The sequence below is a fragment of the Candidatus Dedyshia acidiphila genome (genome assembly GCF_051025295.1).
Lineage (GTDB): Bacteria > Acidobacteriota > Terriglobia > Terriglobales > Acidobacteriaceae > KBS-83.
In genome coordinates, this window is record NZ_JBMGJV010000034.1 from 1 (window position 1) to 26391 (window position 26391).

The window sequence follows — 26391 nt, forward strand, 5'->3', positions numbered from 1 at the left end:
TAGTGCGGCGAAGGTGACGCTGGGCCGAAGGCGACCGGGTAGTGCGGCGAAGGTGACGCTGGGCCGAAGGCGACCGGGTAGTGCGGCGAAGGTGACGCTGGGCCGAAGGCCACGTGTGGGCTGGGCGACGCCGGGCTGAAGGCGACCGGGTAGTGCGGCGAAGGTGATGCCGGGCCGAAGCTCTGGTTTGCTGTCGATACTGATGCGTAAGTAATCGTGGGTACGGCGAGAGTGGCGCAAAGTGTGGCGATCGACAGCAGCTTCATGAAAGGGTCCCCCAACAGGTCTAACAACACGCGTCCTAGTGACTGCGTGTCTTGAACTTAGCTAATGGTTTGGGGGGTTGCTACAACTTTGGTGGAATTTAACAAGGAGGCGACTGGTAACATTACTGGAGTACTAGAAGTATGGACATGCGATCGGCGCGACCGTCACGCAGGAGAGGGACTGATGGCCGGTTTGGTCACAAGAGCATCCATTCCGTGACTCCTCAGCCAACCCGTCTACTCTCTTCGTGGGATGGGCGGCCAGGACGGGCACCCCTACAGTGAATCTTATGAACTCCGCGCTCTCGACAGAGACCAGGGCGGAGGCGCCGGTCGAACTCAGAAACGCCGTCCGCTTCCCCTTGCAGATCCCGCTCCGGCTATTCACAGCTTCCGGGGAGACGGCTGCGGTGACAGAGAACATCTCAGCCACCGGGGTGGCGTTTACGCTGCCACGCCCGTTAGAGGTGCAAACCCAGGTGCGTTTCACCATGAAAATGCCTGCAGAGGCCATGGGCACCCCTACAGATGTTGTGGTTCACTGCACGGGCCGTGTGGTACGCTGCAACACCAGCGAGACCTGTTGGCGTGCCGCAGCAGTTATCGATGAATATTACTTCAGTCAGTAGAGTTGTCATGAGCGCAGCGAAAACCGACATGTTGGACGAAACCTCCGCCGACGAATCCGTTGAGTCCGGGGCTCCGACGGAGCCCAACATCATCCGTGTCATTCTGGCCGATTCGCAGGCTATCTACCGCGTCGGCATGCGGAAGATCTTCGCGCTCGAGGACGACATCCGGGTGGTGGCACAGGTCGACAATCTGGCCAACCTGGATGCGTCGATTCAACGGTTTCCGAGCGACCTGGTCATCCTCGAAGGCGGGCTGATTGCCGGCACAACGGACGCCATTCCGGCTATCGTGCGCCGCAATCCTCAGATCAAGATCATCATCCAGGCGGTAGGGACCGACGAGCAGAATACCGTCGAACTCTACCGTCGCGGGGTGCGCGGCATCATCCCGCGGTCGATCTCTCCTGACCTGCTGGTCAAGTGCGTACGAAAGATTGCCCAGGGTGAGACTTGGATTGATAACCAATCAGTAAACTGGGTAATCGAAGCGTACCGTTCACAAGCGACCGCTCTGACCAGCCCCAAGAGCCAGCCTCGTCTCTCGCCCAAGGAGATGTCGATCATTACTTGCATCACCCAGGGTAAGCGCAACAAGGAGATCGCCTACCAGCTCAACACGACCGAGCAGGTGATCAAGAACTATCTCCGGAAGATCTACGACAAGCTGGGGGTTTCGGACCGGCTTGAGCTGGCGCTGTACTGCCTGCATCACCAGCTGCATAAGAAGTTCGCAGAGGGGTCGGCCAATCCTGACGGGGGAGATGCGGTGCTTGCGCCGATTCTCGTGCCCACGGCTCACCTGCAGAAGTAGATCCCAGACACCAATCGTCGTGCATAGCAGAAGAGGGAGGCACATGCCTCCCTCTTCTGCGTTTAGGCGCAGCCCTGGTTTGATTCCCCAACCGCAGGCCTTAAGGCCTGGCGAGGAGCTATAGTGCGCGGACTTCGTCAGCCAGCCCGAGTGGTGGGCAGGGGACGGGTCTCCGGCAGCTTTTCCACGTTGCTCTCCCGGGCACTGTCGCGGGCGGAGCGTCGCACCTCGTCCAGCAGGTCCAGCAACTGCTCGATCCGAGCCTGGGGAAGGTTGGCGAAGAGTTGTCGGACGCGAGCGTCGAGTTGCGGGCTAATGGACGCCAGCAGCGCGGTGCCTGCCTCCGTGATCTCGGTGAGCACGACGCGACGATCGCGGGCATCGCGGCGGCGTCGGACCAGGCCCTGCCGGGCCAGGCGGTCCAGCAGTCGCGTGATGTCCGGGTCGGCGCTGATCAGCCTACTGGCCAGCGCAGAGCAGGTCAGCCCGCCCTGGGCGCTGCTTTCGAGGCTGCGCAGCGCGTTGTACTGCGTGGAGGTGAGTCCGAAGGTGCGCAGCAACAGGTGGATCTCGCGGCGCAGATGATCCGTGGTCCGCTCGAGCGCCAGCAGCGCATGTTCAGGGGCGCTGTCCGGCGACATCGGGGTGCGTTGTTCGTACTTGAAGACCTTCTGCATGTCTCGCGCTCGTTCTCTGCTCTTTGTGATGTGGGCTGAGTACCTCCGGGGTGGATATTCTTCCGGAGGTGAATCCGCAGCGGTTCCGGCTGCGGGTGCGCGGTGCGTTCTTCCCCCTGTGCGGGTACGCTGGCGAGCACCGTCGTCGATTTCAGCTATGCTGGCGCTGCTTGGTAAACGCCCTGGCTCCATTCCGCATGCTGACCGGGAAACAGCGGCACGCCTTTGCCGCATGCTTTCTCGGATGGTCTCTCGATGCGTTCGACTACTTCATCCTTGTCTTTTGCGTGTCCGCCATCGCGACAGACTTCCACGCACAACGAAGCGCGGTGACGGAGGCGCTGGTCCTGACCCTGGCGTTCCGGCCGCTCGGTGCTCTTCTTTTTGGTTGGATGGCGGATCGGGTCGGACGGCGGCCCACGTTGATCGTGAACGTGCTTTGCTATTCAATTCTTGAGCTGGCCTGCGCCTTTACACCGTCACTTCGGGGGCTGCTGGTACTGCGCGCCCTGTTCGGAATCGCCATGGGGGGCGAGTGGGGGGTGGGGGCGGCGCTCGCGTTTGAGACGTTGCCCAAGGAGAACCGCGGCTTCTTCTCTGGCCTTCTGCAGGAGGGCTACGCGCTGGGCTACCTGGTCGCCGCCGCGGCCTTCGGGCTGCTCTTTCCCCTGATCGGGTGGCGCGGCATGTTCATCGTGGGCGCGTCACCGGCGCTGGTCGCCGGCTACATCGGCTGGAAGGTGGAGGAGTCGCCGGCCTGGGAGGAGGGCCGGGCCGCGCGCGGCGCGGGGCTGTCCCTGACTGGACTCGGGCGCGCCATCAAGCAGCATCTGCCGCTCTTCCTGTTCCTTGTCCTGCTCATGACCGGGTTCAATGCATTCAGCCACGGCAGTCAGGATCTGCACCCGGTCTTTCTACAGGCGGATCACCACTTCGACCCGCACACGGTAAGCCTGATCGGCATTGTGCTGGCGCTCGGGGCGATCTCGGGTGGCATTGTCTTCGGTTCGCTGTCGGAACGTTGGGGACGCCGACGCGCGATCATCACCGCTGCGCTGCTGGCCATTCCGGCGGCGCCGTTTGCGATGCTGGCGCACGGACCGGTGGCGCTGGCAGCGGGCGCCTTCCTGGTGCAGTTCATGGTGCAGGGCGCGTGGGGCATCGTGCCCGTCTACCTCAGCGAAATCTCGCCCGGTGCGGTGCGCGCCACTTTCCCGGGCGTGGTCTACCAGCTAGGGAACCTGCTGGCTTCGCGGATCACGAACATCCAGGCACGCGCGGCAGAGCGCACCGGCCGCTATGGGCCGGTGCTCGCCGTCACCATCGTGGTCGTGGCGCTCTGCATCGCAGTCATGATGAGCTTCGCCAGGGAGTCCAAGGGTGCTGAAATCACGATCGACGGCTGAGCCGGCTAGCAGAACAGACCGGATGACGTCCGTGCGCATGTATTGCCTGGTGAGCGCTCTCGCCGTGCTATTTCCCATCGTTGCTCTCGGTGCTTCTCCGCAATCCTCCTCCACCACTCGCCCCGCGCGAACCATGAACGTGTACCCCGGGCCCGTGCCTGGCGCGCTGGGCTCCTCTGCCGCGGATCGGCCCACAATCGATGTCTACCTGCCCGCGTCGAACCCGACCCACACGGCCGTGCTGATCATTCCGGGCGGTGGTTACACGATCGTGGTGGCCGATCGCGAGGGAGCGCAACCTGCGCAGTGGCTTGTTGAACGTGGCGTTGCGGCCTTTGTGCTGCACTATCGCGTCGCGCCTTATCGCTATCCAGCGGAAATAGAAGACGGTCGTCGCGCCATGCGCCTGCTGCGCAGCCAGGCCGCGAGCCTTGGCTTCGCACCGGATCATCTCGGTGTTTGGGGCTTCTCCGCCGGTGGTCACCTGGCGAGCACGTTAGCGACACTGTTCGATGGTGGCATCGCCGCCGATCCCGATCCGATCGAACACCAGAGCGACCGTCCAGATTTCGCGGTGCTCGCTTACCCGGTGATCAGCATGAAGCCGGGGATCACGCATGCCGGGTCGCTCGAGGCGCTGCTTGGACCGCAGCCCAATGCTGCTCTCCAGGCGCTGCTCTCGACCGAGGATCACGTCACCCCGGAGAGCCCGCCAGCGTTTCTCTTCGCGACAAACGACGATCCCGTGGTGCCGGTCGCAAACAGCATGTTGTACGCGGCCGCATGTCAGCGGGCGCAGGTCCCTGTCGAGATTCACGTCTTCGAGCACGGCCGGCACGGTGTCGATCTCGCGAGCGACGACCCAGTGCTGCGGCAGTGGACAGTCCTGCTCGAGAGCTGGTTGCGCGCGAACCACTGGATGGCGTCCCGCGATGAGGTTAGGTCCGCAACGCGGTGAGTCCGCGCAGCAGCCGTGAGCCGAAGGTCATCACCAGGCAGAGCACTGCAACCGAGAGCAGGATCGATGTGAGGCCGAAGTGCTTGCCCACGAAGCCGAGGCCGGGGGGCCCGGCGAGCAGGCCCGCGTAGCCGATACCCACCGCGGTCGCGATGCCGGTACCAGCGGGAATGTTCGGCACGCGGCCGGCCGTGCGATAGATCACTGGCGAGCTGTTCGCGATGCCTCCGCCGACCACTGCGAAGCCAAGCAGCCACCATCCCATGCCGTGCAGATGCAGCCAGCCCGTGGTGAGCACGAAGGCGAGACCCGCCGCTGCGATCAGCGTGCCGATGCGCAGCGTGCGCTCTTCTCCGAAGCGATCGACGATGCGATCGCCGGCCAGTCGGCCTGTGACCATAACGGCCGCGAACATGGCGAAGCCGTAGCCGGACACGCCCGGTCCTGCGGCGCGCATCACGCGCAGGTAGAGACCGCTCCAGTCCGCAATCGAGCCTTCGCAAACCATCGCGACGAACGCGAGTGCGCCCAGCAGCAGAAGCTTCCCGTGCGGCCGGCGAGCATGTGGCGCGTCGTGCAGCCCCTCTTCGCTGCGACTGAGCAGAAAGCGAGAGGCGCCGAGCACGATGACCACTGTGGCGAGCGTGACGCCGAGCACGACGAAGCGCGCAGGCACGTGTCGTGCTAGAAGAAAGCTGGTCAGTGCCGAACCGGCGAAGCAGCCGATGCTCCACAACCCGTGAAGGCGGGAGATGGTGCGCTCGCCGAGCTGCTCTTCGATGGCGATGCCCTGCGCATTCATCGACACATCCATACTTGCGCCTGCGACGCCGAACACAAGCAAGGCGAGCGTCATCAGCCAAACGTTGGGCGCGAGCACGACGCACGTCAGTGCAAGAGGAAAGACCAGGCCCGCGCTGCGGGTGACAGCACGGCTGCCCAGGCGCGCTGTGAGTCGGCCCGCGAGCGGCATGGCGAGCACCGCGCCCAGACCTGAGGCCAGTAGTGTCCAGCCGAGCGAGCCGGCATCGAGGTGCAGCTCGCGAGCGCGATCCGGCACATGCGGCACCCAGCCGCCCATCACTGCGCCATTCGCGAGGAAGTAGGCCGCGACAGCGCGCTGGGCGATGCGGGTGCGCGTGGGAGCCAGGATGGCGGGAGTGGCCATGTCATTCACGGACTGCCTGCAATCGTTCTTGCGTGGCCTCTGCGTGGCCGGCAGTCACGATAAGGTGAGGGCATGCCACTGTCACAGGAAGCCGCGCGTGTGCTGGGCGCGTTGATGGAGAAGGCGACGACCACCCCAGAGTACTATCCGCTTTCGCTGGTTGCGCTCACGGCGGCGTGCAATCAGCGCTCGAGCCGCAACCCGGTCATGGATCTTGAAGAGCACCAGGTGCGCACCGCGCTTGGGGAACTCGAAGAGCTCGGGCTGGCCGGGGCAGCACGGGGCGAGGCTCGGGTCACGAAGTACGAGCACCGTATCGGTGAGGTCTACAACCTGCGCCGCGCGGAGTCGGCGGTGCTTTGCGTGCTGCTGCTGCGCGGTGCACAGACACCAGGTGAGCTGCGCGCACGCACCGAGCGGATGCACAGTTTCACGGCGACCGATGAGGTCGAGAGCGCACTCGATCTGCTGGCGAAGCGCGAGCCGCCACTGGCGCGCGCCCTGCCGCGCGAACCGGGTGCGCGGGAGATCCGGTATGTGCAGCTATTATCGGGAAGCGATGCGGAGAGCAGTGCGCCACCTTCGCGCCCGGCCGGCGAACGCAGCGACACGGACCTCGTGCGGCTGGAAGCCGAGGTCACTGAGTTGCGCGCGCGTGTGGCAGCGCTCGAAGAAAAACTCAACACCGCACTCGGCGGTTGACCGTCGCCGCATTGTGCAGCAGGCACGGCATAAGCTGGACGGTATGACCTGGCTTGTGTGGGCGCTTCTCTCGGCACTGTTTGCGGCGGCAACTGCGATCCTCGCGAAGGTTGGCATCGCCGGCATCGACTCGAACCTGGCGACTGCGGTGCGCACCACGGTGGTGCTGGTGTTTACCTGGGCGATTGCGATTGCACTGGGCAAGCACGGCGACCTTGCGCAGATCGGCAGCCGCTCGTGGCTGTTCCTTGTGCTCTCCGGGATCGCCACTGGCCTGTCGTGGTTGTGCTACTTCCGCGCCCTGCAGCTAGGGCCGGCGTCGTCGGTAGCACCCATCGACAAGCTCAGCGTGGTGCTGGTGATCCTGTTCGCATGGCTGTTTCTGCACGAGGGGATCAACGCGCACAAGATCATCGGCGGCCTGCTGATTGCGGGCGGAGCAGCGACGCTGGTCTTTGGATGAGAGCGTGGGTTAGATCGCGCGGGGGAGGGACCAGCGATCGTCACCGCACGACATCAGCGCACCAGACCTCAGCGGGCGAGACTCAGCGGACCAGGAAGTCAGCACGACATCCGCGATCGACCCAGATACCCCGGCGATCAAAGCCCCAGGTAGAGCCCTGCGTGCACGCACTGCCACTGCGCTGCCGCACCATGCGGACACCCCGCCGCGTATCGACATCGCAGTAGTTGCGTTTGCCGTTGTCGGACGAGCAGGTCACACTGCGTGCGTTGTTCCATCCAGCGTCGGGCCGCTGCGGGTATGGGCCAGGCTGTCCTCCCAGGCGCCCCGGCCGAAAGCCGGAGATCACAAAGTCGGCGCGGCAGCCGCGGTCGACCCAGACGCCGCCACGGTCGAAGCCCCACGTTCTGCCCTGCTGACACGGCGAGCCGCTGCGCTGCCGCACCATGCGAACGCCGCGAGAATGAGACGGACTGGCTCACGGAAGCGGAGAAGGTCTTTGCGCCAGAGCGGACGATGTCAGATGTTTCAAAAGCCTGCAAAGGCGGAAGAAGGCGCCTCGCCCGAAGCCAACCGAGAAGCGCCAAGGCAGGAGGCAAGCTGCCCTGAGTGAGAGGGTCGCATTTCCGGCCCGGCTTCGTCGGGAGCGTTTTTTGCCACTCAAACGACGCGGGAGAAACCGCTTGGGTTCGTCCTGCGACCTTCGTCCGGCTTATGATCCGACCCGGCGCGCTGGCTGCACATAAGAAGTGCAATCTCGCAGCGCCAATAACGTGCTAAACTCGGCGACCGAGATCATCACCTGCGTGGTTTGGGAAGCGAATCTTACCGCGGTCCCGTGCAATGGCGGATGCGTCAACAATCCCCTCGAATCGGTCGTAAATGCGATCTATCTAAGCCGCACTAGCTCGGATCCAGAACGGGTGAGGGAACTGTTGCAAGTCGCTGAGCAGGAGCTCGCGCGTGTAGCACATGTAGTCACCCGTTCGTTGCGGTTCAATCGCCAGTCCACCACGCCTACACTGCAGGACCTGCAGCAATCGCCGATTCTGCTCTATCGCTCTACAGCGGCCGCTTACACCACGCACCGATTCGATTACTCCTTGACTACCGCCCAGCAGAGCCGCTTATGCGCTTCGAGGCGAGCTTCGGCAGGTATTTGCAACCTGATTGGCAACGCGATCGACGCAACCAGGGAGGGAAGAAATTCAAATTCGAGTCCGTGACGCGCGAGATCGCAGTGGTGCAGCCCCTTGCGTGCGCGTCACCATCGCTGATACCGGATCAGGCATCGACGGTAAAGTACTTCCACGTTTGTTCGAGCCGTTCGTCACCACTAAGGAAGACACAGGTACAGGGCTCGGCCTCTGGGTTACAGGAGAGATCTTAAGACGTCATCACGCATCGGTACGAGTTCGTACGTCGACGCGTGCTGGCCGCTCTGGGACGGCGTTCGTCATCACTTTTCCTCGGAATGACGAGGGTCCAGCACGTACGAGCATGACTGACCAGAGATAGGTGGGCTCAGTTTGGACCAGCAGACCGCCTTCGTCAGGCGGGCGAAATCGCGCCGCGGCTTGCGAGTGTTGGATGCACAGCGCGCGTTTCAGTCACTTTCCGTGTCGTAAGCCGACGCGAGGAAGAGATCGGCAAGCGCGATTCCAAATTGCACCCATGCTAGTGTCGCGAAACTTGGTCGACAGCATGAAAGCCGCCGCGCGGCAGCGAACAGGACAAAAACACAAATGCAGACCCTGCTGTCGCGCGTGAGATCACCGAAGAGAATGGCACGATTCCAACTTCCTAAGACCTCTTCGCCGCAAAGCAGCCAGAGCCGTTCACAGGGAGGCTTTCAATCTGAGATCGCGCAATCCGTCTGACGTTCCCCAAATCACCTCCGCACAGACCGAAGTGGAGCTAGGATGACCGCTAGTGTTCGCAAGTGCATCCCAGACCCAGTGTGGAGGCCTTTGAACATGCAACGCCTGATTACCCTTGCTCTTCTTGCACTCGCTTCCGTAGCGACGACCATCTGCCGGTCCACCACACGCGACCAAGCCGAGCAGCGAGCCCGAACGCTCCTGCAGCAGATGAATCTCGACGAGAAGGTGGGGCAGCTGAATCAGTCAGCCGGCGTGCAGATGCCGATGCTTGGATCGGAGAAGCCCGACAGCCTCATAGCCGAGGGCCGCGTCGGTTCTGTTCTATGGTTGACAGACGTAAAGGAGATCAACCGGCTTCAGCACATTGCCGTTGAAAAGTCGCGCCTCCACATCCCCATCCTGTTCGCGTACGACGTTATCCATGGCTACCGCACCGTCTTTCCTGTGCCGCTCGCCATGGCCTCGTCCTGGGATCCCAGTGTCGAAGAACAGGCACAGCACCTCGCCGCAGAGGATGCTCGCGCCGCTGGCATTCGCTGGACCTTCACACCGATGGTCGACATCGCACGCGACGCGCGCTGGGGTCGCATCGTTGAAGGCGCCGGCGAAGATCCCTATCTCGGCTCTGCCATGGCACGAGCGCAGGTTCGCGGGTTCCAGGGCGACCAGCTCGGCCCGGGCTCTGTTCTCGTCAGCGTGAAGCACTTCGCCGGGTACGGCGCAGCAGACGGCGGCCGCGACTACGACTCTTCTTACATTCCTGAAGAGCTCCTTCGCAACGTCTACCTGCCCCCGTTCCACGCTGCGGAGCAGCAGGGCGCGGGCAACTTCATGTCGGCGTATATGGACCTGAACGACGTTCCGGCGACCGGCAATCGCTGGCTCCTCACCGATATCCTGCGCGACGAGTGGGGCTTCAAAGGCTTCGTCGTTTCTGACGCGTTCGCCGTTGCCAGCCTGCAGGTTCACGGCTACGCGCAGGATTCATCGGACGCTGCGTACAAGGCGTTCACCGCCGGTCTCAACATGGACATGGCCAGCCAGACCTACACACGCAATCTGGCTCAGCTGGTGAAAGACGGCAAGCTCACCCAGGCGCAGATCGATGCCGCCGTCCTGCCGATCCTCACGACGAAGTATCAGCTCGGCCTCTTCGATCATCCGTACCTCGATAAGTCCAAAGTCGAAGCGACGCTGAACCGCCCGGAAGGTCTCGCTCTCGAGCGCAAGCTAGCCGCTCGCTCCATGGTCCTACTCAAGAATGAGAACAAGACCCTACCGCTCACGCCATCTATAAAGAAGATCGCGCTGATCGGCCCCCTTGCGGACTCCACACATGACATCGAGGGCGGTTGGACAGTGGAAGGTCTCTTCGGTGGTGCGCCGAAGAACCATCCGATCACTGTGCTTGCTGGCTTGAAGAACAGGCTGCCCGATGCAGACATCACCGTCGTTCCCGGCCCGGAGATGTCACGTGTCTTCCCCGGACTTCTCGATCAGCTTGCCGGGAAGAAGGTGCTGCCACCGCCGACGCCGGAAGAGAGCGCCGACTGGATTGCAAGGGTGAAGGCAGCTGCAGCCGATGCGGACCTGGTCGTGGCTGCTATGGGGGAAATCGCCAGCATGAGCAGCGAGGCTTCATCCCGAGCCACGCTCGACTTGCCTGGCATCCAGCAGCAGATGCTCGAAGCCGCCAACGCCACGGGCAAGCCGGTCGTTCTAGTGCTTCTCGCTGGACGTCCGCTCGACATCCGCAGGGCTTCGGAGCACGTACCTGCCATTCTTGAAGCTTGGTACCCCGGCACAGAGGGCGGCGACGCGATCGCTGATGTTCTGTTTGGGGAAGTGAACCCCGGCGGCACGCTGCCCGTAAGCTGGCCCCGCGTCGCGGGATCCGAGCCCCTCTATTACAACCACAATCTCACTCACGAACCGGAAGACCGTCCACAATTCACCTCGCGGTACTGGGACCTGCAGTCGAAGCCTCTCTATCCCTTTGGCTACGGCCTCAGTTACACCACTTTCAAGTTTGCGAACCTCAAGCTCAGCCAGTCGAGCATCGGCATCAACGGAAAGACTCAGGTCTCCGTCGACGTCACCAACACCGGCTCCATTCCCGGCGATGCGGTGGGACAAATCTACATTCATTAGCGCTACGGCTCAGCCTCGCGCCCCGTTCGTCAACTGAAAGGGTTCGAGCGCATTACCCTCAAGCCTGGCGAAACAAGAACGCTCACTTTTCCGCTCGGCAAGGATGAGTTGGAGTTTTGGAGCCCGCAGACCAAGCGCTGGGCCGTCGAGTCGAGCACTTTCGATGTCTGGGCCGGCGAGGACTCAACAGCAACCCTCCACACCGAGCTGACGGTGACCCAGTAATCCGGTGCTGCTCCACAAAGCTCTCTGAGCCTTACCTTTGCAGCTTTTCGCTTCGGAGCATTAGCGCGAGGTAGACTTGGCTCCCTCAGGTACGAACGCGAGGAAAAGTATGAAAGTCCTAACTTCAGCAGGCATACTCGGCCTATGCGGAGCAGTCGTGGCGCTTGGCCAGAATCAGCAGCCAAGCACTCGCAGTTGCCACATCTAGAGAAGCATAATCAGGTGATCCAAATGATCGTAGATGGGCGACCCTACCTGGCGCTTGCGGGCGAGTTGCACAACTCGAGCGCATCAAGCGCCACGTACATGCAGCCTATCTGGGAAAAGCTCACTGCACTGAATCTCAACACTGTCATCAGCACTGCTTCGTGGGAGATGATAGAACCGACCGAAGGCAATTTCGACTTCAGTTCGGTGGATTACCAAATCCGCGCCGCAGAAGAACATAAGCTGCATCTTGTGCTCATTTGGTTTGGAACTTGGAAGAACGCAAGCTCGAGTTATGTCCCCCTGTGGGTAAAGAAAGACCCCGACCGTTTCCCGATGACCACGACGAAGACAGGCCCCGGATCGTTCATGGGCCTGAAGTTCAACTCATTGAGCCCACTTGGAAGCGCTACGATCGCAAGCGATGCGCGTGCGTTTCAAGCGCTCATGAAACATATCCGGGAAAACGATCCAAAGCACACCATCATCATGGTTCAGGTTGAAAATGAGAGTGGTTTGCTTGGCGATAGCCGCGATCGTTCTTCACTGGCGGAGGCCGCGTGGAACGAGCCGGTTCCCAGGCATTTGTTGAGCTTTCTGTCAGCGCACAAAACTACTCTCTTGCCTGAGGTAACGAGTGCTTGGAGTTCTTCTGGATTCAAGACCAGCGGCACTTGGCCCGAGGTCTTTGGAACAAGTAGCGCTTCCGAAGAGGTCTTTATGGCTTGGTATGTGGGTCGGGCTATCAACACTGTTGCAGAAGCAGGCAAGAAGGAATTGGCACTTCCTATGTATGCGAACGCTTGGCTAGGTCCACAGCCCGGCGCTCTCGTACCCGGACAATACCCAAGTGGAGGCCCTGTCACCGGGATGCTTGATGTCTGGCGAGCAGCCGCACCGTCTCTGGATTTGTTTGCTCCAGACATTTACATCGCAGATTTCCAGGGTGTGTGCGAGCGTCAGGTCAGGTCTGGCAATCCTCTGTTTATTCCCGAGGCGAGAGCCAATATCGCCAACCTCTTTTGGGCAGTGGGACACCACGCAGCCCTAGGCTATTCTCCGTTCGGTATCCATGACCTGGCCGACTATAAGCCGCTGGGGCAGGCGTATGGCTTGCTCCGAGGCATGACACCTTTGCTCATGAGGTATCAGGTGGAAGGAAAGGTAATGACGTTACTAGAAGGCAATGCGGCTTCTGTAAAGGCGTTCGAAGATACGACAGGCCTCTCCGTTACCTTTGGAGGCATGCAGGCTCTGTTTGCTCCGGCGACTAAGAGCAAAGATCAGCAGAAAGATCTTCCTCCTGCTCCCACAGCGGATGCCTTCTCGGTCAAACCTGATGTCGACCCGCGGGGCTTCGCGCTCGTCGTACAGACCGGCCCGCACGAGTACTTCATCTCGGGGTCAAACTTACTACTCAGAAGCGCCAAATCCCAAGTGGGTGTGGTAGACGAGGGAACCTTCGAGAACGGTCAGTGGATAGAAGGCCGTCGCTTGAATGGGGACGAGACGCTTTCTGGCAACGTCGTGGCGTTTGGTCCGGCAAGCATAGACACTCGAAAGGTAATCACTTACTGATCGGTTCGCGCTTAAGCGTTCATGCAATGAGTGAGACGTGACATTCGCTTTCAAATGTCACACTGCTTGACCGCTCTGGCGGCAGGTAAGAAGCTCCGACCGCGGAAGTCCACTTGTCCCACTTGGGCCTCCGTCCTGGTTCACCCACATGTCGCCTTCGCGTCTTGGGCGTGAGTCAGAGGGTAGGTGTGCTGATGAGCCCCTGCCAACTCCATCCACTCCTCCAACCACTTCAACGAACTGTCGACGATCATCTCGGCGAGTTGGAACGCGTCGCTGATAGCCGCCCTCACCTGAGGAGACTTCCGGCGAATCTCCCCTGGATCGACTCTTGCCAATCGGACTGCTGCGAACAGGCTGGCGGATAGCGCGATAATCCCGAGTCTCCGGTCATCGGAAGTGGCTGAGCGGACGCGGCGATTGGGGCAAGGAAACACTCTGATGTCAGGTACTGCCGCGTGTCGCCACAATGCCGGCATTTCACGATCGGATTCGGTTCGACAGGCTCGATCTCTCCAGGGATGGGGAGATCCCGCGCAATCGTAATCTTCAGGCACTTTGCACAGGTCACATTCCAGTGCCGGTAGGGAGGTTCGTTCCGCACACGGGCAGGTTAGCGCACCTCCCGTTGTGGAAGTGAACAAAAGGCGGAAAAGGCATACGAAGGGCAGCTGTCTCGTACTGCTCCGGCAAAGGTCTAAGGGGCAGACCTGGTGGGTTCGACGAGGAGCTCTCGGCGACCATCAAGATGGCTCGCCGCGACCAGTGCGATTGCCCGGACATCACGAGTGCTATGGTTCGACCGGTGCGAGTTTCCAGCCAACCCGGGGTTCATTCCCGTGCAATAAGCCTCGGCGCCAGCCGTGCCCAGGGATTCAAGGGGTACAGCAGCTCAGGTCCCCATCACGGCACCGACTTCGCTACCGCACCGAAGGAACAACGAGCAGTTGACGATGTACCACCGGCTGGACGCCTACTGGAGGCTTTTTGACTTGCGCAACCCTCCTCATGAAAGCATGGGCGAATTCGCTCACGAGTTTCGAACGATTGTCGGCCCGTGAAGCCAGACATACCTCAAGCAAGAGTTGGTCGTCGGCGATGGGACGGACTATGCGCCATGCTGCGCAACGCGCGTAGCGCCGGGCATGCTCACAAAGGCAATGCCGGATGTTTCGGTCACAAGCTGCGCGGCGTCCTACGCAGCGAGCGTCTTCTGGCCGGTCCGCACGTGGATCTCCTCTTCGGACGCCCTACGTAGGATCGTGTCGTGCAGATCCGGATGCGCCTTCCTTTCAAACAGAATCCAGGTGTAGTCCGCGAGATCAGAGAGTGTGACCCCCTCCTTCGCAATCAGCGGGCTGCTTTCCGGAAGGATGGCGTACATGTGAGACTCGGCAACCACGCTGGTCGTCAGCTTCCGATTCGCTCCTGGATTCGCGATTAAGGCCAGATCTAGTTTTCGATCGAGCAGGTCGTGTTCCAGATCAGGCGCGAAGTCGCTATGGAGACTTACTTGAAAGTTCGGAAAGAGGGGCAGATGAATCGAGAGAAGCGCGGAGGTAAGGAACGGATCGGCGTAGGGCGACCGACCGACCTTAAGAATCGATTCCACTCCTTCCACGGCGGCCCTTGCCGACTGGATGGCCCGCTCATCATGGAGGAGAGCAAGCCTCGCCTCCTCAACGAAGATGCGACCAGCGTCTGTCAGTGTGACATTGGAGTGATTCCGTTCGAAGAGCTTGAACCCGTGCTGCGCCTCGAGTGAACTCACTCTCCTGCTGAGTCCGGGCTGGCTGATGCCCAAGCGTTTTGCTGCGCGGGTAAAGTTCAGCTCCTCTGAGAGCGTCACAATCGCGACCAGCAAGTGGACCTCAATGAGTTTGTGCATAGCCCGCCTCCCGGGTTCGAGAAGAGCGTATGTGAACGTGCCTAGTACGGGCACGAAGGCGAATCTATTCGTAACTAGAGCGGACATGCTCATGAAGGTCAAGAGATCATGTCATAAATTCACGTATAGCTGGGCGAACCCCGAGGGATGCACTGTGTCATGCCTTCTCCGCATAACGTGAGTTGCAGAATGCATTGGACAGAAAAGTGAATCGCAGGGGATCTTGTCTGCAGAGAGGCCTCTATGGGCTGGCAGAACGTAAACGATACGGAGCGAGTGACAAAGAAGCCGGTCGAGAGCCATCCGATCCACTCTGTCGCTTTGGAGCCTCACTACACTGTCCCTGAGATCGCGGCTTTGTGGGGAATCAGCGAAAAGAGCGTGCGTCGGCTTTTCGGCGGTGAGGATGGCGTTCTGCGTTGGGGCAGCTCCGAGACAACCTCCAAGCGCGGTTACCAGAACCTGCGTGTGCCCCAAAGCGTGTTGATTCGTGTCCACCAGCGACGTCACCGCGCTTCATGAATAGTCACGCCGCAGTCTTCGCGTTGGCGGCTACCTCGTGATCGCGACAATTCTGGCTCTCTTTCGAGGATCAGGTGCCGGAATCGCGCCAAAGGAGCCCCACGCATTGCGAACACTCGCCGCTAGCTGGTCCTGCCGCGCCTTGACCCAAGGCGAGTAGTGCTTCTCAGTGATCTTCACACTGGAGTGGCCAAGCAGCATCGAGACCTGATCGATCGGCACGCCGGCGAGCAGCATTTCTACTGCGAATGTGTCTCTCAGCATGTGGGGAAAGCATCGCTTCGCGCTGCCGTCCGGCTTCTCTAAACCGGCGAGCGTGAACAGTCGACGGAAGCTTCTTTGCCAATCTGCAACTGCGGTCTTTGGCAGACCGTTCCCCGACCAGAAAAAGTACCGCTGATTAGGCTTGTTTCCCGCTGGTACGTCCCTCAGAGCTTGAGCCACTTGCGGAGGCAGGGGAACGTAGACGGGAGTACCGGTCTTCGCTTGATACAACAGCAGATTGTCGCCCACAAGGCGCGTGCGTTCGAGTGTGATCGCGTCCCGAATGCGCAGCCCACTCCAACGCATGAGGAGTAGAAGTGTCCTGAGTCTCGTCCCTTGCACGCGTCCGATCGCCTCTTCCGAGCGGCTCTCTCGGTACAGATGCGTGCAGTCAAGAAGCCTGTCAAACTCCTCTCGGGTGAAGTAATCGGTTGGTGCTTGCGTGACCGAGATCCGTCCGAGATTGTGCGTGGGATTCGTTACGATCCAGCCCGCACGAATGCAGAACCAGAAGAAGCCGGTGAGGCGTTCCTGTTTTTTTCTTCTTCGCCATGGCGCCATCCTTTCAGGACGCGCGGAAAGAGCGGACAGAGGACAGGTCTAGTTCTGACAGCAACTTGTACCCTTCTGATGTGCACCAGGAGAGCATTTGCTTGCGGAAAAAGATGTCCAGCTTGTAAACGGTGGCTTCGCTCAGTTCACGAGCCCTTGCGTCAGCGAGGTACTCGGCGACTGCCTGCTCAATGGTGACGGGAGGGTCCTTGCGCTCCGGAGCACTGGCCGGATTTTTGGAGTCCTCGATCACCCGGGCGAGCTGGGACGCACGCTCCCAACTCCCGGTCTTCAGGCTCCAGCGAATGTATTCGCCCCTGGCCGTGCCCTCGACCCACATCGGGCACGAGCGGCGCTTGTAGAACCGGTCTGCAGTTTTCGAGCAGAGCTTCAGATGGCGTCGATAGAGCGTCAGCATGACGGGATCTGTCGTACGCGTATCGTACACGGCTGAACAAGCTGCCTGTAATCGTTGATTCTGAATGGTTAAAGCTTGGTGGAGGCGGCGGGAGTCGAACCCGCGTCCGAAATCGCTGTCAGCCGAGAGTCTCCATGCGTAGTCGCGTTCGATAGGTTTCGCACCGTGCGCTTAGAACGGACAAGATACGCACGGCACTAGTCCGATGATCTCGTCGCCTCGATACGGACCGAATCGAGGAAACCAGCCTGCTGTGTGACGTCCTGCCTTGGCCCGCAGACAAAGCCTCGGAGGACGGCTACTTAATTAATTAAGCAGCAAGTGCAAGATTGTTATTGGCAATCATTGTGTTTGCAAGCGATTACGGGTGCTCACACCCCGGCATGCCTCTCGTACCGCAATCAATCCCGTCGAAACCGTGACGCCCCCATCGGGTATGCCGGACAGCCTCGTCCGGTCTGTACAGTCTACCATTTTGAGCTAGCCGGAACTCTGTTGAGACCGTCGCAGGCGCATCTCGGGAAGCCTCGCCAAAAAGGTCTCTGCAGTCGCACGGCAACTCAGCGCCTGCTGCTTCCGGAGCAGCGCTGCTCTTCGCACGTCCTGCTTACAGCGCGCCGTTCAGGTCGATGGTCTGATACTCGTGGGCGGCAATGCCTGCGCGGATCTGGGCGGGCGTCTTGCCCTGCTTCGTCATGCGGTAGGCGTAGACACCCTCCTGCGCGCATGTGCTGCACTCCGCACCATGCAGGCCAGAGAAGCAGCTGTGCAGGCTGGTGTGGCCCAGTCCCCGATCACAGCGACAGTTACATGGCAGCTGCCAAAGCACCCTTGGCACCCGCGCGGCTATGGCATAGACGCGAGCCTGCCAGGGCAGGCGCAGATTCGCCGCCTGCAGCTGCTGTGCCGTCAGGATAGGCGGCAGGGCTGTCGTCGAGGTTGGTGCCTGAGCGTGGAACGCCGGAACATCATCGGAGGGAACCGCAAACTGAGCGGAGGCGCCCAGCGTGAGCAGGGCCAGGCAGAAGACGAGGAATGCGGACCGCATAGTTAAGTTTACCGTGTGCATCGATGGCAAAAAAAAAAGACGGCACGAACATTTGGAATGCCCGTGCCGGGAGGCCAGTGACGCAACTTGTACCAAAACTTCTGACGGTGGGCTTGTGCCTCTCCCGCCTCACATAAGGATAGACGCAGGTTCCACCGTATTGTTGCCCGCTGGGGCAAAATTCTCGCGAATTCTATGGAGGCAGGCACTCACTCGGGGCAGCCGTACGGGGTAGCTGCACCGAACGGACTATAAAGCTCGCTCGAATGCGACGCTGTCAACAGAAATCTGCAGATCGCGCGTCCGCTCAATGTCCATGCAACGGAGAGGCGAGAGACTCTGCTGCCTCCGCCAGGTCCACGTCCTTCTGGGTAATCCCGCCTGCGTCGTGTGTCATCAGGCCGATCCGCACTTTGTTGTAGCGGATATCGAGGTCGGGATGGTGCTGTGTCTGTTCTGCAACCACACCGAGCGATTGGACGAATCCCATGGCTTCTACAAAGTTCGGGAAGGTGTAGGTCCGGGTGAGCACACCCTGTTCAATCGTCCAGCCTGGCAGCTTGGCGACCGCGCTGCGCAGCACTTCTGACTCCAGCGGCTTCAGTTTTGGCTCGGGCATGGCGGGTGAGATGCCGTTTCGGGTCGCAGACGAGTCGCGGCGGGGTAGCAGGTGTTTCACAGCTCCCAGCGAGAAGGGATTGAAGCGTTGCGATTCGCCCAGAATCTCTCCCCGCAAATCCTCCCACACGCGATCGGGAAGCTGCAGGTAAACGTCCACAACACGTGGATCGAACTGCGTGCCCGAGTTCTTGTGGATCTCCTTGCGTGCCGTGGCGAAGCTGGTCGCCCGGCGATAGGGCCGGTCGGACGTGATCGCATCCAGCGCATCGGCCACCGCGAAAATGCGCGCTCCGAGCGGGATCTCTTCGCCGCGCAGCCGGCGTGGATAGCCCGAACCGTCATAGTGCTCCTGGTGGCTGTACACGATCTCCGAAGCCTCCTGCAGGTACGGGATCTTGCGCAGCATCTGGTAGCCCCGCCAGCAGTGCTCGCGCATGGTCGTCTGTTCCTCGAGCGTCAGCCGTCCGGGCTTGAGCAGAATGGCATCGGGAATCGCCATTTTGCCGACGTCGTGCAGGAACGCGCCTCGTGCAATGACGCGGATATCCTGCGGCGCCAGCTGCATGGCTCGCGACAAGGCAATCGTGTACGCGGTCACCCGGCGGGAATGGCCTTCCGTCTCCGTGTCCTTGAGGTCGAGTGCATCGCCCAGCGCTTCGAGAGTGATGTCGTAGGAGCGTTCGAGATCCGCAACCGCTGCGTTCAGCATCTCTGTCCGGGCAGCGACCAGCTCCTCGAGCTGCAGCCGGTACACATTGTTCTGCTCGACCAGTGCACGGTACTCAAGTGCGCGCGTCACTGTGCTGAGCAGGTGTTCCTGTTCGAAAGGCTTCAACAGGTAGTCGTACGCACCGTTGCGCAGCGTGCCGATCGCGATGGACAGGTCGCTGACGCCGGTCGCCATCACAATCGGAATGTCGGGGTGATGCTCCCGCACATGCGCCAGAAGGGAAAGCCCGCTCACCCCGCCCATGACGATGTCCGACAGGATGAGTCTAGGTTTCAGCCCCTCGGCCAACTTGCCGATCGCCTCTTCTGCGGAAGACGCTGTCACCGGCTGAAAGTCTGCGGTCGTGAGCATGGCGGAGACGATCCTGCGAATCGAGGCGTCGTCATCCACCACGAGAATAAGGGAAAGAGCCATGCAGGGATGAGGTGGCGAGGCCTTTCTTTGAGGACGCGTCCGACTGCTCGGTCGATCATAGCGGAAAGCGCAGGGCCGCCCAGTGATCACCACACCACCCGGTCACGCCGCATCGTCCTGCTTCGGGACGGCTTAGCTGCTGCAGGAACGAGGCAACACGGAAGCTCTCTTGACGGATCTCATGCGGGCAGCCATTCTAACGATGTTGCTTCGGATGCCGCCGGGGAGCTGACTGCTTCCGCCACCCATCCCCCAGAGGGCAAAGCTTTTGAACTTCGAACGCGACGTATTTTCCCGGAACACCTGTCAGATCGTTGAGCGGCAGGTCTCGGAACGCTCTCTCCATGAGCGCCAGCAGGACATCTACGAAACCCACAAACATCGCGCCTATGCTGTGGCCTACTACATGGTGGGCAACGAAGTGGACGCGGAAGAAGTGACCAAGGACGCCTTCGTGCGCGCCTTTCGTGCTGCCGAGGAGCCGGATGGGCGCTGCGTGGACAGTGCGCTAGTCAGCGAGCTCCGCGAGCGTGTGGCGCTTGATGAGCAAACCGCACCCGCCACACCCGCGGCCACCACAGCCCTGGGCAGCCGGAACGTTCGCCGCACTGACTTGGAAGAGGCCGTGGGTGATCTGCCTCCGAACGAGCGCCTCGTCTTTCTGCTGCGCGATGTAGAGGGCTACGACGCTGAACGTGTCGCGACTCTGCTCGAAGTGCCACGCGCTCAGGTCGAGCGCACCCTGCTCTCCGCGCGTATCCGCATCCGCGGCCTGCTTGCGCAGATGGAGCGTCCGGCCGCCGCGGCCTGACGCTCTCCTCAACCCTTTTCCAGAACCACCCGTGCTTCCCCAGCCCTCGGCCGCCTTGCGTCCGGGCTAGGATGGTGGCGCATGCCGAGACGAAGCGCCGGCCTCCTGATGTATCGCGGGCAGGGAAGTCTGCTCGAGGTGCTGCTTGTCCATCCCGGCGGACCCTTCTGGGCGAGCCGCGATCTCGGCGCCTGGTCCATTCCCAAGGGCGAATACCACGACGGCGAAGCCGCACTCGACGCTGCGAAACGTGAGTTCCACGAAGAGACCGGCTTCGACCCGGAGGGCGCCTACGTGCCCTTGGGCGAGATTCAGCAGAACAGCACCAAGCGGGTGACTGTCTGGGGCTTTGAGGGTGACGCCGATCCCTCGCTTTTGCGCAGCAATGTGTGCCAGTTCGAATGGCCCCCTCGGTCGGGCCGGCACATTGACATCCCCGAAGTCGATCGCGCCGCCTGGTTCACGATGGATGAGGCGCGCCGCCGCATCCTGAATGGGCAGCGGCCCTTCCTCGACCGCCTCGCCGCGGCTCTCGCTCAACCTCAACCCGGCGCGGGATCGTAGAAGCGGAGGCGGCAGGGAAGCATGCGCATGTTCCTCGGTATTCCAGTCGGCCTTGCGGCAGCGACAGAGCTCGCTGTCCTTGCCGAACGGCTGCAGGCCGCAACTTCACTCACGCAGGCGAACGAACTGCGCTGGTCCGCGCCCGACACCTGGCACATCACTCTGCAGTTCCTCGGATCGGTTACGCCCGGGCAGTTCGACTGCGTTGCCAGCCGGCTGCGCTCATTCTCCGCGCGCAGCTTTCCCGTGACGCTCAGCGACCTCGGCGCGTTCGATCGAGCCGGTGTTCTCTATGCCAGGGTGCAGCCGTCGGCGCCACTGCTCATGCTGCAGCAAAGCATTTTGGAGCTGACCGGGACCTGCGGCTTCCACCCGGAGGACCGGCCCTACCATCCACACATAACGCTGGCCCGCAGGCGGGGCCGCCACTCGTCTCTGTTGAGCGCTCTTGGGCAGCAGCCGTTCGCGGCTGCCTGGTTCACAGCGGAGCAGGTGGTGCTCTACGAGAGCGTGCCTACGCCTGGCGGATCGCGCTATGTACCACGTGAGATAGCGCCGCTGAGCTCAACTTCTACTTGAAAGGATGTCGTCGAGGTTTAGCTGCGGTTCCGCATCTTCTTCGCCCACTCCGGCTTGATCGTCTGGCGCGCGCGGCCCAGCGCCAGTGCGTCCGCCGGTACGTCCTCTGTGATCGTCGAGCCTGCGGCGATGTAGCTGCCGTCCGCGACCGTCAGCGGCGCCACGAGGGTCGAGTCGCTGCCGACGAAGCAATTCTCACCGATGGTGGTGCGGTGCTTGCCCTTGCCGTCGTAGTTGCAGGTGATCGTGCCGGCGCCGATGTTGGTGCCGCTGCCGATCTCCGCATCGCCCAGGTAGCTGAGGTGGTTCGCTTTGGCGCCTCGGCCCATCCGTGTCTTCTTCGTCTCGACGAAGTTGCCGACGTGCGCGCCCTCGCCGATTTCGGACTCCGGGCGCAAATGCGCGTAAGGCCCGAGCAGAGCACCCTTGGCGACGGTCGAGCTCGTGATGATGGTGCCGTGCCGCACCAGCACGTCGTCGTTGAGGGTCGCATCCTCCAGCACCGAATAGGAGCGAATTCGGCAGCCGCTGCCGACCTGGGTGTGGCCGAGCAGTTGCACAAACGGTTCGAGGATCGTGTCCGGCCCCACGCTGACGCTGCCGTCGATCACGGATGTCTCCGGCCGGAAGATCGTCACGCCCGCAGCCATCAGTTCGCGCGCCTTCCGCATGCGCATCGCGGCGTCCAGGTCCATCATTTCGGCGATCGTATTCGCGCCCAGCACCTGGTGAATGTCTGGCGTTTCGAGCGCAATCACGCGTTCCCCGTCCTTCACCAGCAGGGCCGCGACGTCGGTCAGGTAGTACTCGCCATGCGCGTTGTTGGTGGAGAGCTCGCCAATGTGGCGGAACAGCGGCTCCGTACGAAAGGCATAGATGCCCGAGTTGATCTCTGGTGCGGAGAGTTGCTCTGGCGTTAGCGCCTTCTGCTCGACGATCGCGGTTACATCCGGCTGGCTCTCCGCCCGGCGCAGCACGCGCCCGTAGCCGGTCGGGTTCGCTGGCCGCGCGGTCAGGATGGTCATCGCGGCGTTCTCGGCAAAGTGGAAGTCGCGCAGCCCCACGATGGTCTCGGGCGTGATCAGCGGGGCATCGCCGGAGAGCACAAGCAGGTTCTCGTAGCCGGTCACCTCGGGCCGAACGGTTTGGATGGCGTGGCCCGTGCCGCGCTGCTCTGCCTGCAGCACGAAGCGGACACCCGTGCCCTGGACCGCGGCGCGCACCTGCTCTGCTTCATGCCCGATGACGACGTAGATGTCTTTCGGCTCGACGACCTGCGCAGCCGCGGCGATCACATGCTCCAGCAGGGCGCGTCCGCCGATCTGGTGCAGTACCTTGGGCCGGCGCGACTTCAGCCGCGTGCCTTTGCCGGCCGCCATGATCACGATCGCCAGTTGCATGGATGTCCTCTGGTTTGAAGTAACTGCGACGGATACAGCCCGCTACTGGCTGGGGGGTCCGCCCTCGCCGCCTGCAGCTTCCGCGCCGCCGCGCATGCCCGGCGGTATCGGGATGGTGATATCGATCGGGTGCACCTGCCCCAGATCGCTGAGCGGCTTGCCCGCCGTTCCCGACGTGCCCGCAGCCATCTGCTGCGTGTTGCCCACCACCAGCACGGCCAGCTTCGATGCATCGACATATTGCTTCGCGACGCGCTCGAGATCCGCGGTTGTCACCTTTTCGATGGCGGTGCGATAGCGCTCGAGAAAGTCGGCGGGGTAGCCGTAGAACTCGAGCGCGGCCCGCTCCGCCAGCACCTTCTCTGGCGTGGCGTAGCGGAACACAAACGAGTTCAGCAAGGCGTCCTTGGCCCGACGCAGCTCCACGTCCGTGAAGGGCTGGGTCTTCAGATCGTTGATCTGCTCGAGCATCGCCTTGGTCGCGTCCACTGTGCTCGCGCTCTTGGTCGCAGCTACGGTGTAGAAGATGCCAGGATGGTCATAGTCCGCTCCGTACGCCCCACCCACCGAGTAGGCCAGTCCAAGCCGCGTGCGTACGTTCTGGAACAGGCGCGAGCCGAAGCCGCCGGAGAAGACCTGGTTCATCACGCTGAGCGCGTAATAGTCAGGATTCGAGCGCTCCGTGCCGATGCCCACGATCCAGATGTTGCTCTGGTTGACGTCGGCCTTATCGACCGAGTACACGCCCGGTGCCGGCCCTCGGAAGCTCTCCTTCGGCTGCGGCAGGGGCGTGCCCTTCTTCAGGCCGCCGAACGCCGAACGCAGCGTCTGCTCCATGGCCGCGCTGTCGAAGTCGCCGGTCACGCCGATGATCATGCCGTTCGGGATCACCGTCTGCTGGTGAAACTGCTCGAGGTCTGCCACGGTCACGCTCATCACCTGCGCCAGCTCCGGCGTGCGCCCGTAGGGGCTGTCCGCGCCGTAGGTGAGCCGCGCTGCCTCGCGCTCGGCGATCTGGCCCGCATCGTCGTTGCGCCGCACGATCGCTGTGGCCGTCTGCTGCTTGGCGAGCTCCAGCTTGCCGGGCTCGAACTTCGGATGCAGCAGCAGATCTGCTGCCATGTGAAAGACCGGGTCGAAGTCCGTCTTCAGGCACGACCAGCTCAGGCTGGTGGAGTCCAAATCGCCCGAGGTCTCTACCTTCGCGGCCTTCGCCTCGAGCACATCGTCCATCGCATCGCCGGAGAGCGCTGCCGTCCCGCTGGTGCGCCAGGTGTCGCCGTACAGCTCGACCAAACCCGTCTTTGGGGCGGGAACGTTGCGGCCGCCGCCGCGCAGCTCGATAAAGCCATCGATGAAGGGCAGCTCATGATCCTCTTCGAGCAGGATGACGACGCCGTTCTCAAGCACGATGCGCTTCGGCTGCTGCGGGTGGAAGGCCGGCAGCGCGGGGATGGGAATCTGCTTCCACGGCTGCGCCTGTTGCGTGGCTGGAGTCGACGGAGTGGTCTGCGCGCCCGCTGCAACGGCGGCCAGAAGAGTCAGCGTCATGAGTCGCTTCACTGGCCACCTGCCTTCGCCGGAGCGCCGGCGGGCGCCACTGTTTCGATCACTGCGGAGGTGCGATTGCCCTCCGTGAACACCTTGTTCGACACGCGGCGAATGTCTCCCTTCGAGACCTTGTCGATCTTCGCAAGCTGGCGGAAGAGCTCGCGCCAGTCGCCGTAGCGCAACTGGTAGGTGGCCAGCGCCTGCGCGAGCCCCTCATTGTCGTTGAGCGAGCGCAGCAGCCCGACCCGCGCCCGCGTCTTGAACATGGCCAGCTCGTCATCGGTGACATCGGAGGTCTTCAGGCGCTCAATCTCCTTGTGGATCGCCGTGCGCATCTGCTCCGGGGTATGGCCGGGCAGCGGCACGGCAAAGAAAGCGAACAGTCCCGGATACTTGTTGCCGGGAAAGCCGCTGAACCCCTCAGCCACCGCGGCGATCCGCTGATCGCGCACCAGCGAGCGATAGAGGCGCGATACCCGGCCGTTCGAGAGAATATCCGTGATCGCGTCGAACACCTGATCATCGGGGTCGAGATAATCGCCGCGGTGGTAGCCCTCGAGATAAAAAGGCTGCGTCGCCTCGCGAATCACGACCGACTTCTCGACAGTCTGCGCCGGCTCGACCGTGGTCATCGGCTCTGGCTGGGGTCCGGAGGGAATGGGGGCAAAGTACTTTTCGAGCAGCGGCATCGCCGTATCCGGCTTCACGTCGCCAGCGACCGCGATCACCATGTTTGAGGGCGCGTAGTAGGTGCGATGAAAGTCGCTGGCCTCGGTCGCTGTGATCTGCGACAGCTCGGACTCCCAGCCCACACCGGGGCGGCCGTACGGATGCGCGACATAGGCGGTCGCCAGGAACTGCTCGATCATGCGTCCGATCGGGCTGGAATCCACGCGCATGCGCCGCTCCTCCTGCACCACGTCGCGTTCCTTGTAGAACTCGCGCGGCACAGGGTGGCCGATGCGCCCGCTCTCCATGTACGCCCACAACTCAAGCCGGTTCGCCGGCATGCTCCAGAAGTAGTTCGTCTCGTCCAGCGACGTCGACGCGTTGATGCCGGTAGCGCCGTTCTGTTCGGCGATCTCCGTGAACTGGTTCGGAACCACATACTGCTGTGCGTCCTTGCGCGCCGCGTCGAAGTCTGCACGAAGCTGCTTCAGCTTCTCCGGATCGCGGCCCACGCGCTTGCGCAGTTCGCGGTCGTACGCGGCATAGGTCTGCTCCACCTTCGCGAGCGCCACCTTTTCCGCGGGCCAGTTCGTCGTCCCGATCTCTTCCGTGCCCTTGAAGGCGAGGTGCTCGAACATGTGCGCCAGCCCGGACTGTCCGCTTGGATCGTTCGCATCGCCCGCGTCCACGAGCGTGTAAAAGGAGAAGACCGGCGCCTCCGGCCGCTCGATGACCAGCATGGTCAGCCCGTTCGGCAGCACCTTCACCGTCACCCGCTTCTCGAACCGCGCCAGCTCTTCCTGCGCCAGGTCCGGCTTGGTTGTTGAGGGCTGCGCCTGCGCCGTCGCGACCAGCGGCATGGCCGCGACCAGGGGAAGCATGCACCATGCGCGCCGCATCCGCGAGCGTGACGGACGTAACCGAAACGGGAACGACTCAGCCAACCGAACCTCCTCCGAGGGAATCTCTGCACCCACCGAAACACGTAGCCGAAAAGCGTGTCTGGAGATGCGAGCGGTGCCCTGGATCAAACTACCCCGAAGCTATCCGGGGGCCTCCATGGTGTCAAACGAAGCGAAAGTGCATACCGAAGTGTGTGGGACGGAAACCCGCAATAGCGCGGATTCACATGGCTCGTGGATAATGAGCCGCGCGGCGCGAAGCGGACCTGCTCGACCCATGCGCTCGACACCACGCCGATACGGCCTGACCCGGAACAGCGGGAGAAGCCCC

22 protein-coding genes, 1 other RNA gene and 3 pseudogenes are annotated in these 26391 nt (G+C 62.0%); 13 read left to right on the forward strand and 13 right to left on the reverse strand.

Translation table 11 applies throughout. The features are described 5' to 3' along the window. Window positions 1–266, reverse strand: a pseudogene (locus AC5IJH_RS13620) (hypothetical protein); the annotation flags it as partial. A 290-nt stretch (window positions 267–556) separates the two neighbouring features. Between AC5IJH_RS13620 and AC5IJH_RS13625 the strand changes: the two are divergent. Together AC5IJH_RS13625 and AC5IJH_RS13630 are read left to right on the forward strand one after the other, a co-directional pair. Continuing rightward, window positions 557–895 carry a PilZ domain-containing protein gene (locus AC5IJH_RS13625; RefSeq protein ID WP_491903372.1) on the forward strand — a complete coding sequence of 113 codons (339 nt, stop codon included), beginning with the start codon at window positions 557–559 and terminating at the stop codon, window positions 893–895. Between the two features lie 7 nt (window positions 896–902). Next, on the forward strand, window positions 903–1709 hold the full coding sequence (locus AC5IJH_RS13630; RefSeq protein WP_491903373.1) for a response regulator transcription factor: 807 nt from the start codon (window positions 903–905) through the stop codon (window positions 1707–1709). Window positions 1710–1846: 137 nt separating this feature from the next. Here AC5IJH_RS13630 and AC5IJH_RS13635 read toward each other — a convergent pair whose 3' ends face one another. Next, on the reverse strand, window positions 1847–2386 hold the full coding sequence (locus AC5IJH_RS13635; RefSeq protein WP_491903374.1) for a MarR family winged helix-turn-helix transcriptional regulator: 540 nt from the start codon (window positions 2384–2386) through the stop codon (window positions 1847–1849). Window positions 2387–2583: 197 nt separating this feature from the next. Between AC5IJH_RS13635 and AC5IJH_RS13640 the strand changes: the two genes are divergently transcribed. Together AC5IJH_RS13640 and AC5IJH_RS13645 are read left to right on the forward strand one after the other, a co-directional pair. After that, entirely contained in the window at window positions 2584–3792 is a 1209-nt protein-coding gene (locus AC5IJH_RS13640) for an MFS transporter (protein ID WP_491903413.1), read from the forward strand. 22 nt (window positions 3793–3814) lie between these two features. Then, window positions 3815–4750 carry an alpha/beta hydrolase gene (locus tag AC5IJH_RS13645; RefSeq protein WP_491903375.1) on the forward strand — a complete coding sequence of 312 codons (936 nt, stop codon included), beginning with the start codon at window positions 3815–3817 and terminating at the stop codon, window positions 4748–4750. Here the strand turns inward: AC5IJH_RS13645 and AC5IJH_RS13650 are convergent. Beyond that, window positions 4731–5918, reverse strand: coding sequence for an MFS transporter (locus tag AC5IJH_RS13650; protein WP_491903376.1), 1188 nt, complete (start codon window positions 5916–5918; stop codon window positions 4731–4733). The two genes, AC5IJH_RS13645 and AC5IJH_RS13650, sit on opposite strands and share 20 nt — an antisense overlap. 72 nt (window positions 5919–5990) lie before the next feature. Here AC5IJH_RS13650 and AC5IJH_RS13655 point away from each other — a divergent pair, with 72 nt between their 5' ends. Next, window positions 5991–6620, forward strand: a complete 630-nt coding sequence (locus AC5IJH_RS13655; RefSeq protein WP_491903377.1) for a YceH family protein — start codon at window positions 5991–5993, stop codon at window positions 6618–6620. Between the two features lie 43 nt (window positions 6621–6663). After that, the gene (locus AC5IJH_RS13660; RefSeq protein WP_491903378.1) at window positions 6664–7083 is read left to right on the forward strand and encodes an EamA family transporter; all 420 of its coding nucleotides are present in this window, start codon (window positions 6664–6666) and stop codon (window positions 7081–7083) included. Between the two features lie 82 nt (window positions 7084–7165). On the opposite strand, the pseudogene AC5IJH_RS13665 reads toward AC5IJH_RS13660, so the two are convergent. Then, a pseudogene (locus AC5IJH_RS13665) lies at window positions 7166–7534 on the reverse strand (DUF3011 domain-containing protein); the annotation flags it as partial. 719 nt (window positions 7535–8253) lie between these two features. On the opposite strand from AC5IJH_RS13665, the gene AC5IJH_RS13670 reads away from it, so the two are divergent. The 4 genes and pseudogenes from AC5IJH_RS13670 to AC5IJH_RS13685 all read left to right on the forward strand — a co-directional run bounded on the left by AC5IJH_RS13670 (window position 8254) and on the right by AC5IJH_RS13685 (window position 13127). Further along, window positions 8254–8601: an ATP-binding protein gene (locus AC5IJH_RS13670; protein WP_491903379.1), complete on the forward strand. Its 348-nt coding sequence runs from the start codon at window positions 8254–8256 to the stop codon at window positions 8599–8601. 458 nt (window positions 8602–9059) lie between these two features. Then, window positions 9060–11117: a glycoside hydrolase family 3 N-terminal domain-containing protein gene (locus AC5IJH_RS13675; RefSeq protein ID WP_491903380.1), complete on the forward strand. Its 2058-nt coding sequence runs from the start codon at window positions 9060–9062 to the stop codon at window positions 11115–11117. 18 nt (window positions 11118–11135) lie between these two features. Beyond that, a pseudogene (locus AC5IJH_RS13680) lies at window positions 11136–11342 on the forward strand (fibronectin type III-like domain-contianing protein); the annotation flags it as partial. 144 nt (window positions 11343–11486) lie between these two features. Further along, on the forward strand, window positions 11487–13127 hold the full coding sequence (locus AC5IJH_RS13685; protein ID WP_491903381.1) for a GH35 family beta-galactosidase: 1641 nt from the start codon (window positions 11487–11489) through the stop codon (window positions 13125–13127). A 1195-nt stretch (window positions 13128–14322) separates the two neighbouring features. Here the strand turns inward: AC5IJH_RS13685 and AC5IJH_RS13690 are convergent. From AC5IJH_RS13690 to AC5IJH_RS13715, 6 genes are all read right to left on the reverse strand, one after another. Then, window positions 14323–15108, reverse strand: a complete 786-nt coding sequence (locus AC5IJH_RS13690) for a LysR family transcriptional regulator (RefSeq protein WP_491903382.1) — start codon at window positions 15106–15108, stop codon at window positions 14323–14325. Window positions 15109–15567: 459 nt separating this feature from the next. Then, window positions 15568–16362, reverse strand: a complete 795-nt coding sequence (locus AC5IJH_RS13695; RefSeq protein ID WP_491903383.1) for a tyrosine-type recombinase/integrase — start codon at window positions 16360–16362, stop codon at window positions 15568–15570. Window positions 16363–16366: 4 nt separating this feature from the next. After that, window positions 16367–16771 carry a hypothetical protein gene (locus tag AC5IJH_RS13700; RefSeq protein WP_491903384.1) on the reverse strand — a complete coding sequence of 135 codons (405 nt, stop codon included), beginning with the start codon at window positions 16769–16771 and terminating at the stop codon, window positions 16367–16369. Between the two features lie 76 nt (window positions 16772–16847). Then, window positions 16848–17200, reverse strand: a transfer-messenger RNA (tmRNA) gene (gene ssrA, locus AC5IJH_RS13705). Window positions 17201–17378: 178 nt separating this feature from the next. Then, window positions 17379–17819 carry a CYCXC family (seleno)protein gene (locus AC5IJH_RS13710; RefSeq protein WP_491903385.1) on the reverse strand — a complete coding sequence of 147 codons (441 nt, stop codon included), beginning with the start codon at window positions 17817–17819 and terminating at the stop codon, window positions 17379–17381. A gap of 307 nt (window positions 17820–18126) precedes the next feature. Continuing rightward, window positions 18127–19584: a 4a-hydroxytetrahydrobiopterin dehydratase gene (locus AC5IJH_RS13715; RefSeq protein WP_491903386.1), complete on the reverse strand. Its 1458-nt coding sequence runs from the start codon at window positions 19582–19584 to the stop codon at window positions 18127–18129. Between the two features lie 268 nt (window positions 19585–19852). Between AC5IJH_RS13715 and AC5IJH_RS13720 the strand changes: the two genes are divergently transcribed. From AC5IJH_RS13720 to thpR, 3 genes are all read left to right on the forward strand, one after another. Continuing rightward, window positions 19853–20395, forward strand: a complete 543-nt coding sequence (locus AC5IJH_RS13720) for an RNA polymerase sigma factor (RefSeq protein WP_491903387.1) — start codon at window positions 19853–19855, stop codon at window positions 20393–20395. An 81-nt stretch (window positions 20396–20476) separates the two neighbouring features. Then, window positions 20477–20959 (forward strand): NUDIX hydrolase, encoded by a 483-nt coding sequence (locus AC5IJH_RS13725; protein WP_491903388.1) that lies wholly within the window; start codon window positions 20477–20479, stop codon window positions 20957–20959. A gap of 21 nt (window positions 20960–20980) precedes the next feature. Continuing rightward, window positions 20981–21538, forward strand: a complete 558-nt coding sequence (gene thpR / locus AC5IJH_RS13730; RefSeq protein ID WP_491903389.1) for an RNA 2',3'-cyclic phosphodiesterase — start codon at window positions 20981–20983, stop codon at window positions 21536–21538. Between the two features lie 17 nt (window positions 21539–21555). Here thpR and glmU read toward each other — a convergent pair whose 3' ends face one another. The 3 genes from glmU to AC5IJH_RS13745 are packed head-to-tail and all read right to left on the reverse strand — an operon-like array spanning window position 21556 to window position 26039. Beyond that, a complete protein-coding gene (gene glmU, locus AC5IJH_RS13735; protein WP_491903390.1) occupies window positions 21556–22938 on the reverse strand; it encodes a bifunctional UDP-N-acetylglucosamine diphosphorylase/glucosamine-1-phosphate N-acetyltransferase GlmU in 1383 nt (460 codons plus the stop codon). 42 nt (window positions 22939–22980) lie between these two features. Continuing rightward, window positions 22981–24489: a M16 family metallopeptidase gene (locus tag AC5IJH_RS13740; protein ID WP_491903391.1), complete on the reverse strand. Its 1509-nt coding sequence runs from the start codon at window positions 24487–24489 to the stop codon at window positions 22981–22983. An 8-nt stretch (window positions 24490–24497) separates the two neighbouring features. Next, complete coding sequence (locus tag AC5IJH_RS13745; RefSeq protein ID WP_491903392.1) at window positions 24498–26039, reverse strand: M16 family metallopeptidase; 1542 nt, start codon at window positions 26037–26039, stop codon at window positions 24498–24500. Window positions 26040–26391 lie beyond the last annotated feature (352 nt).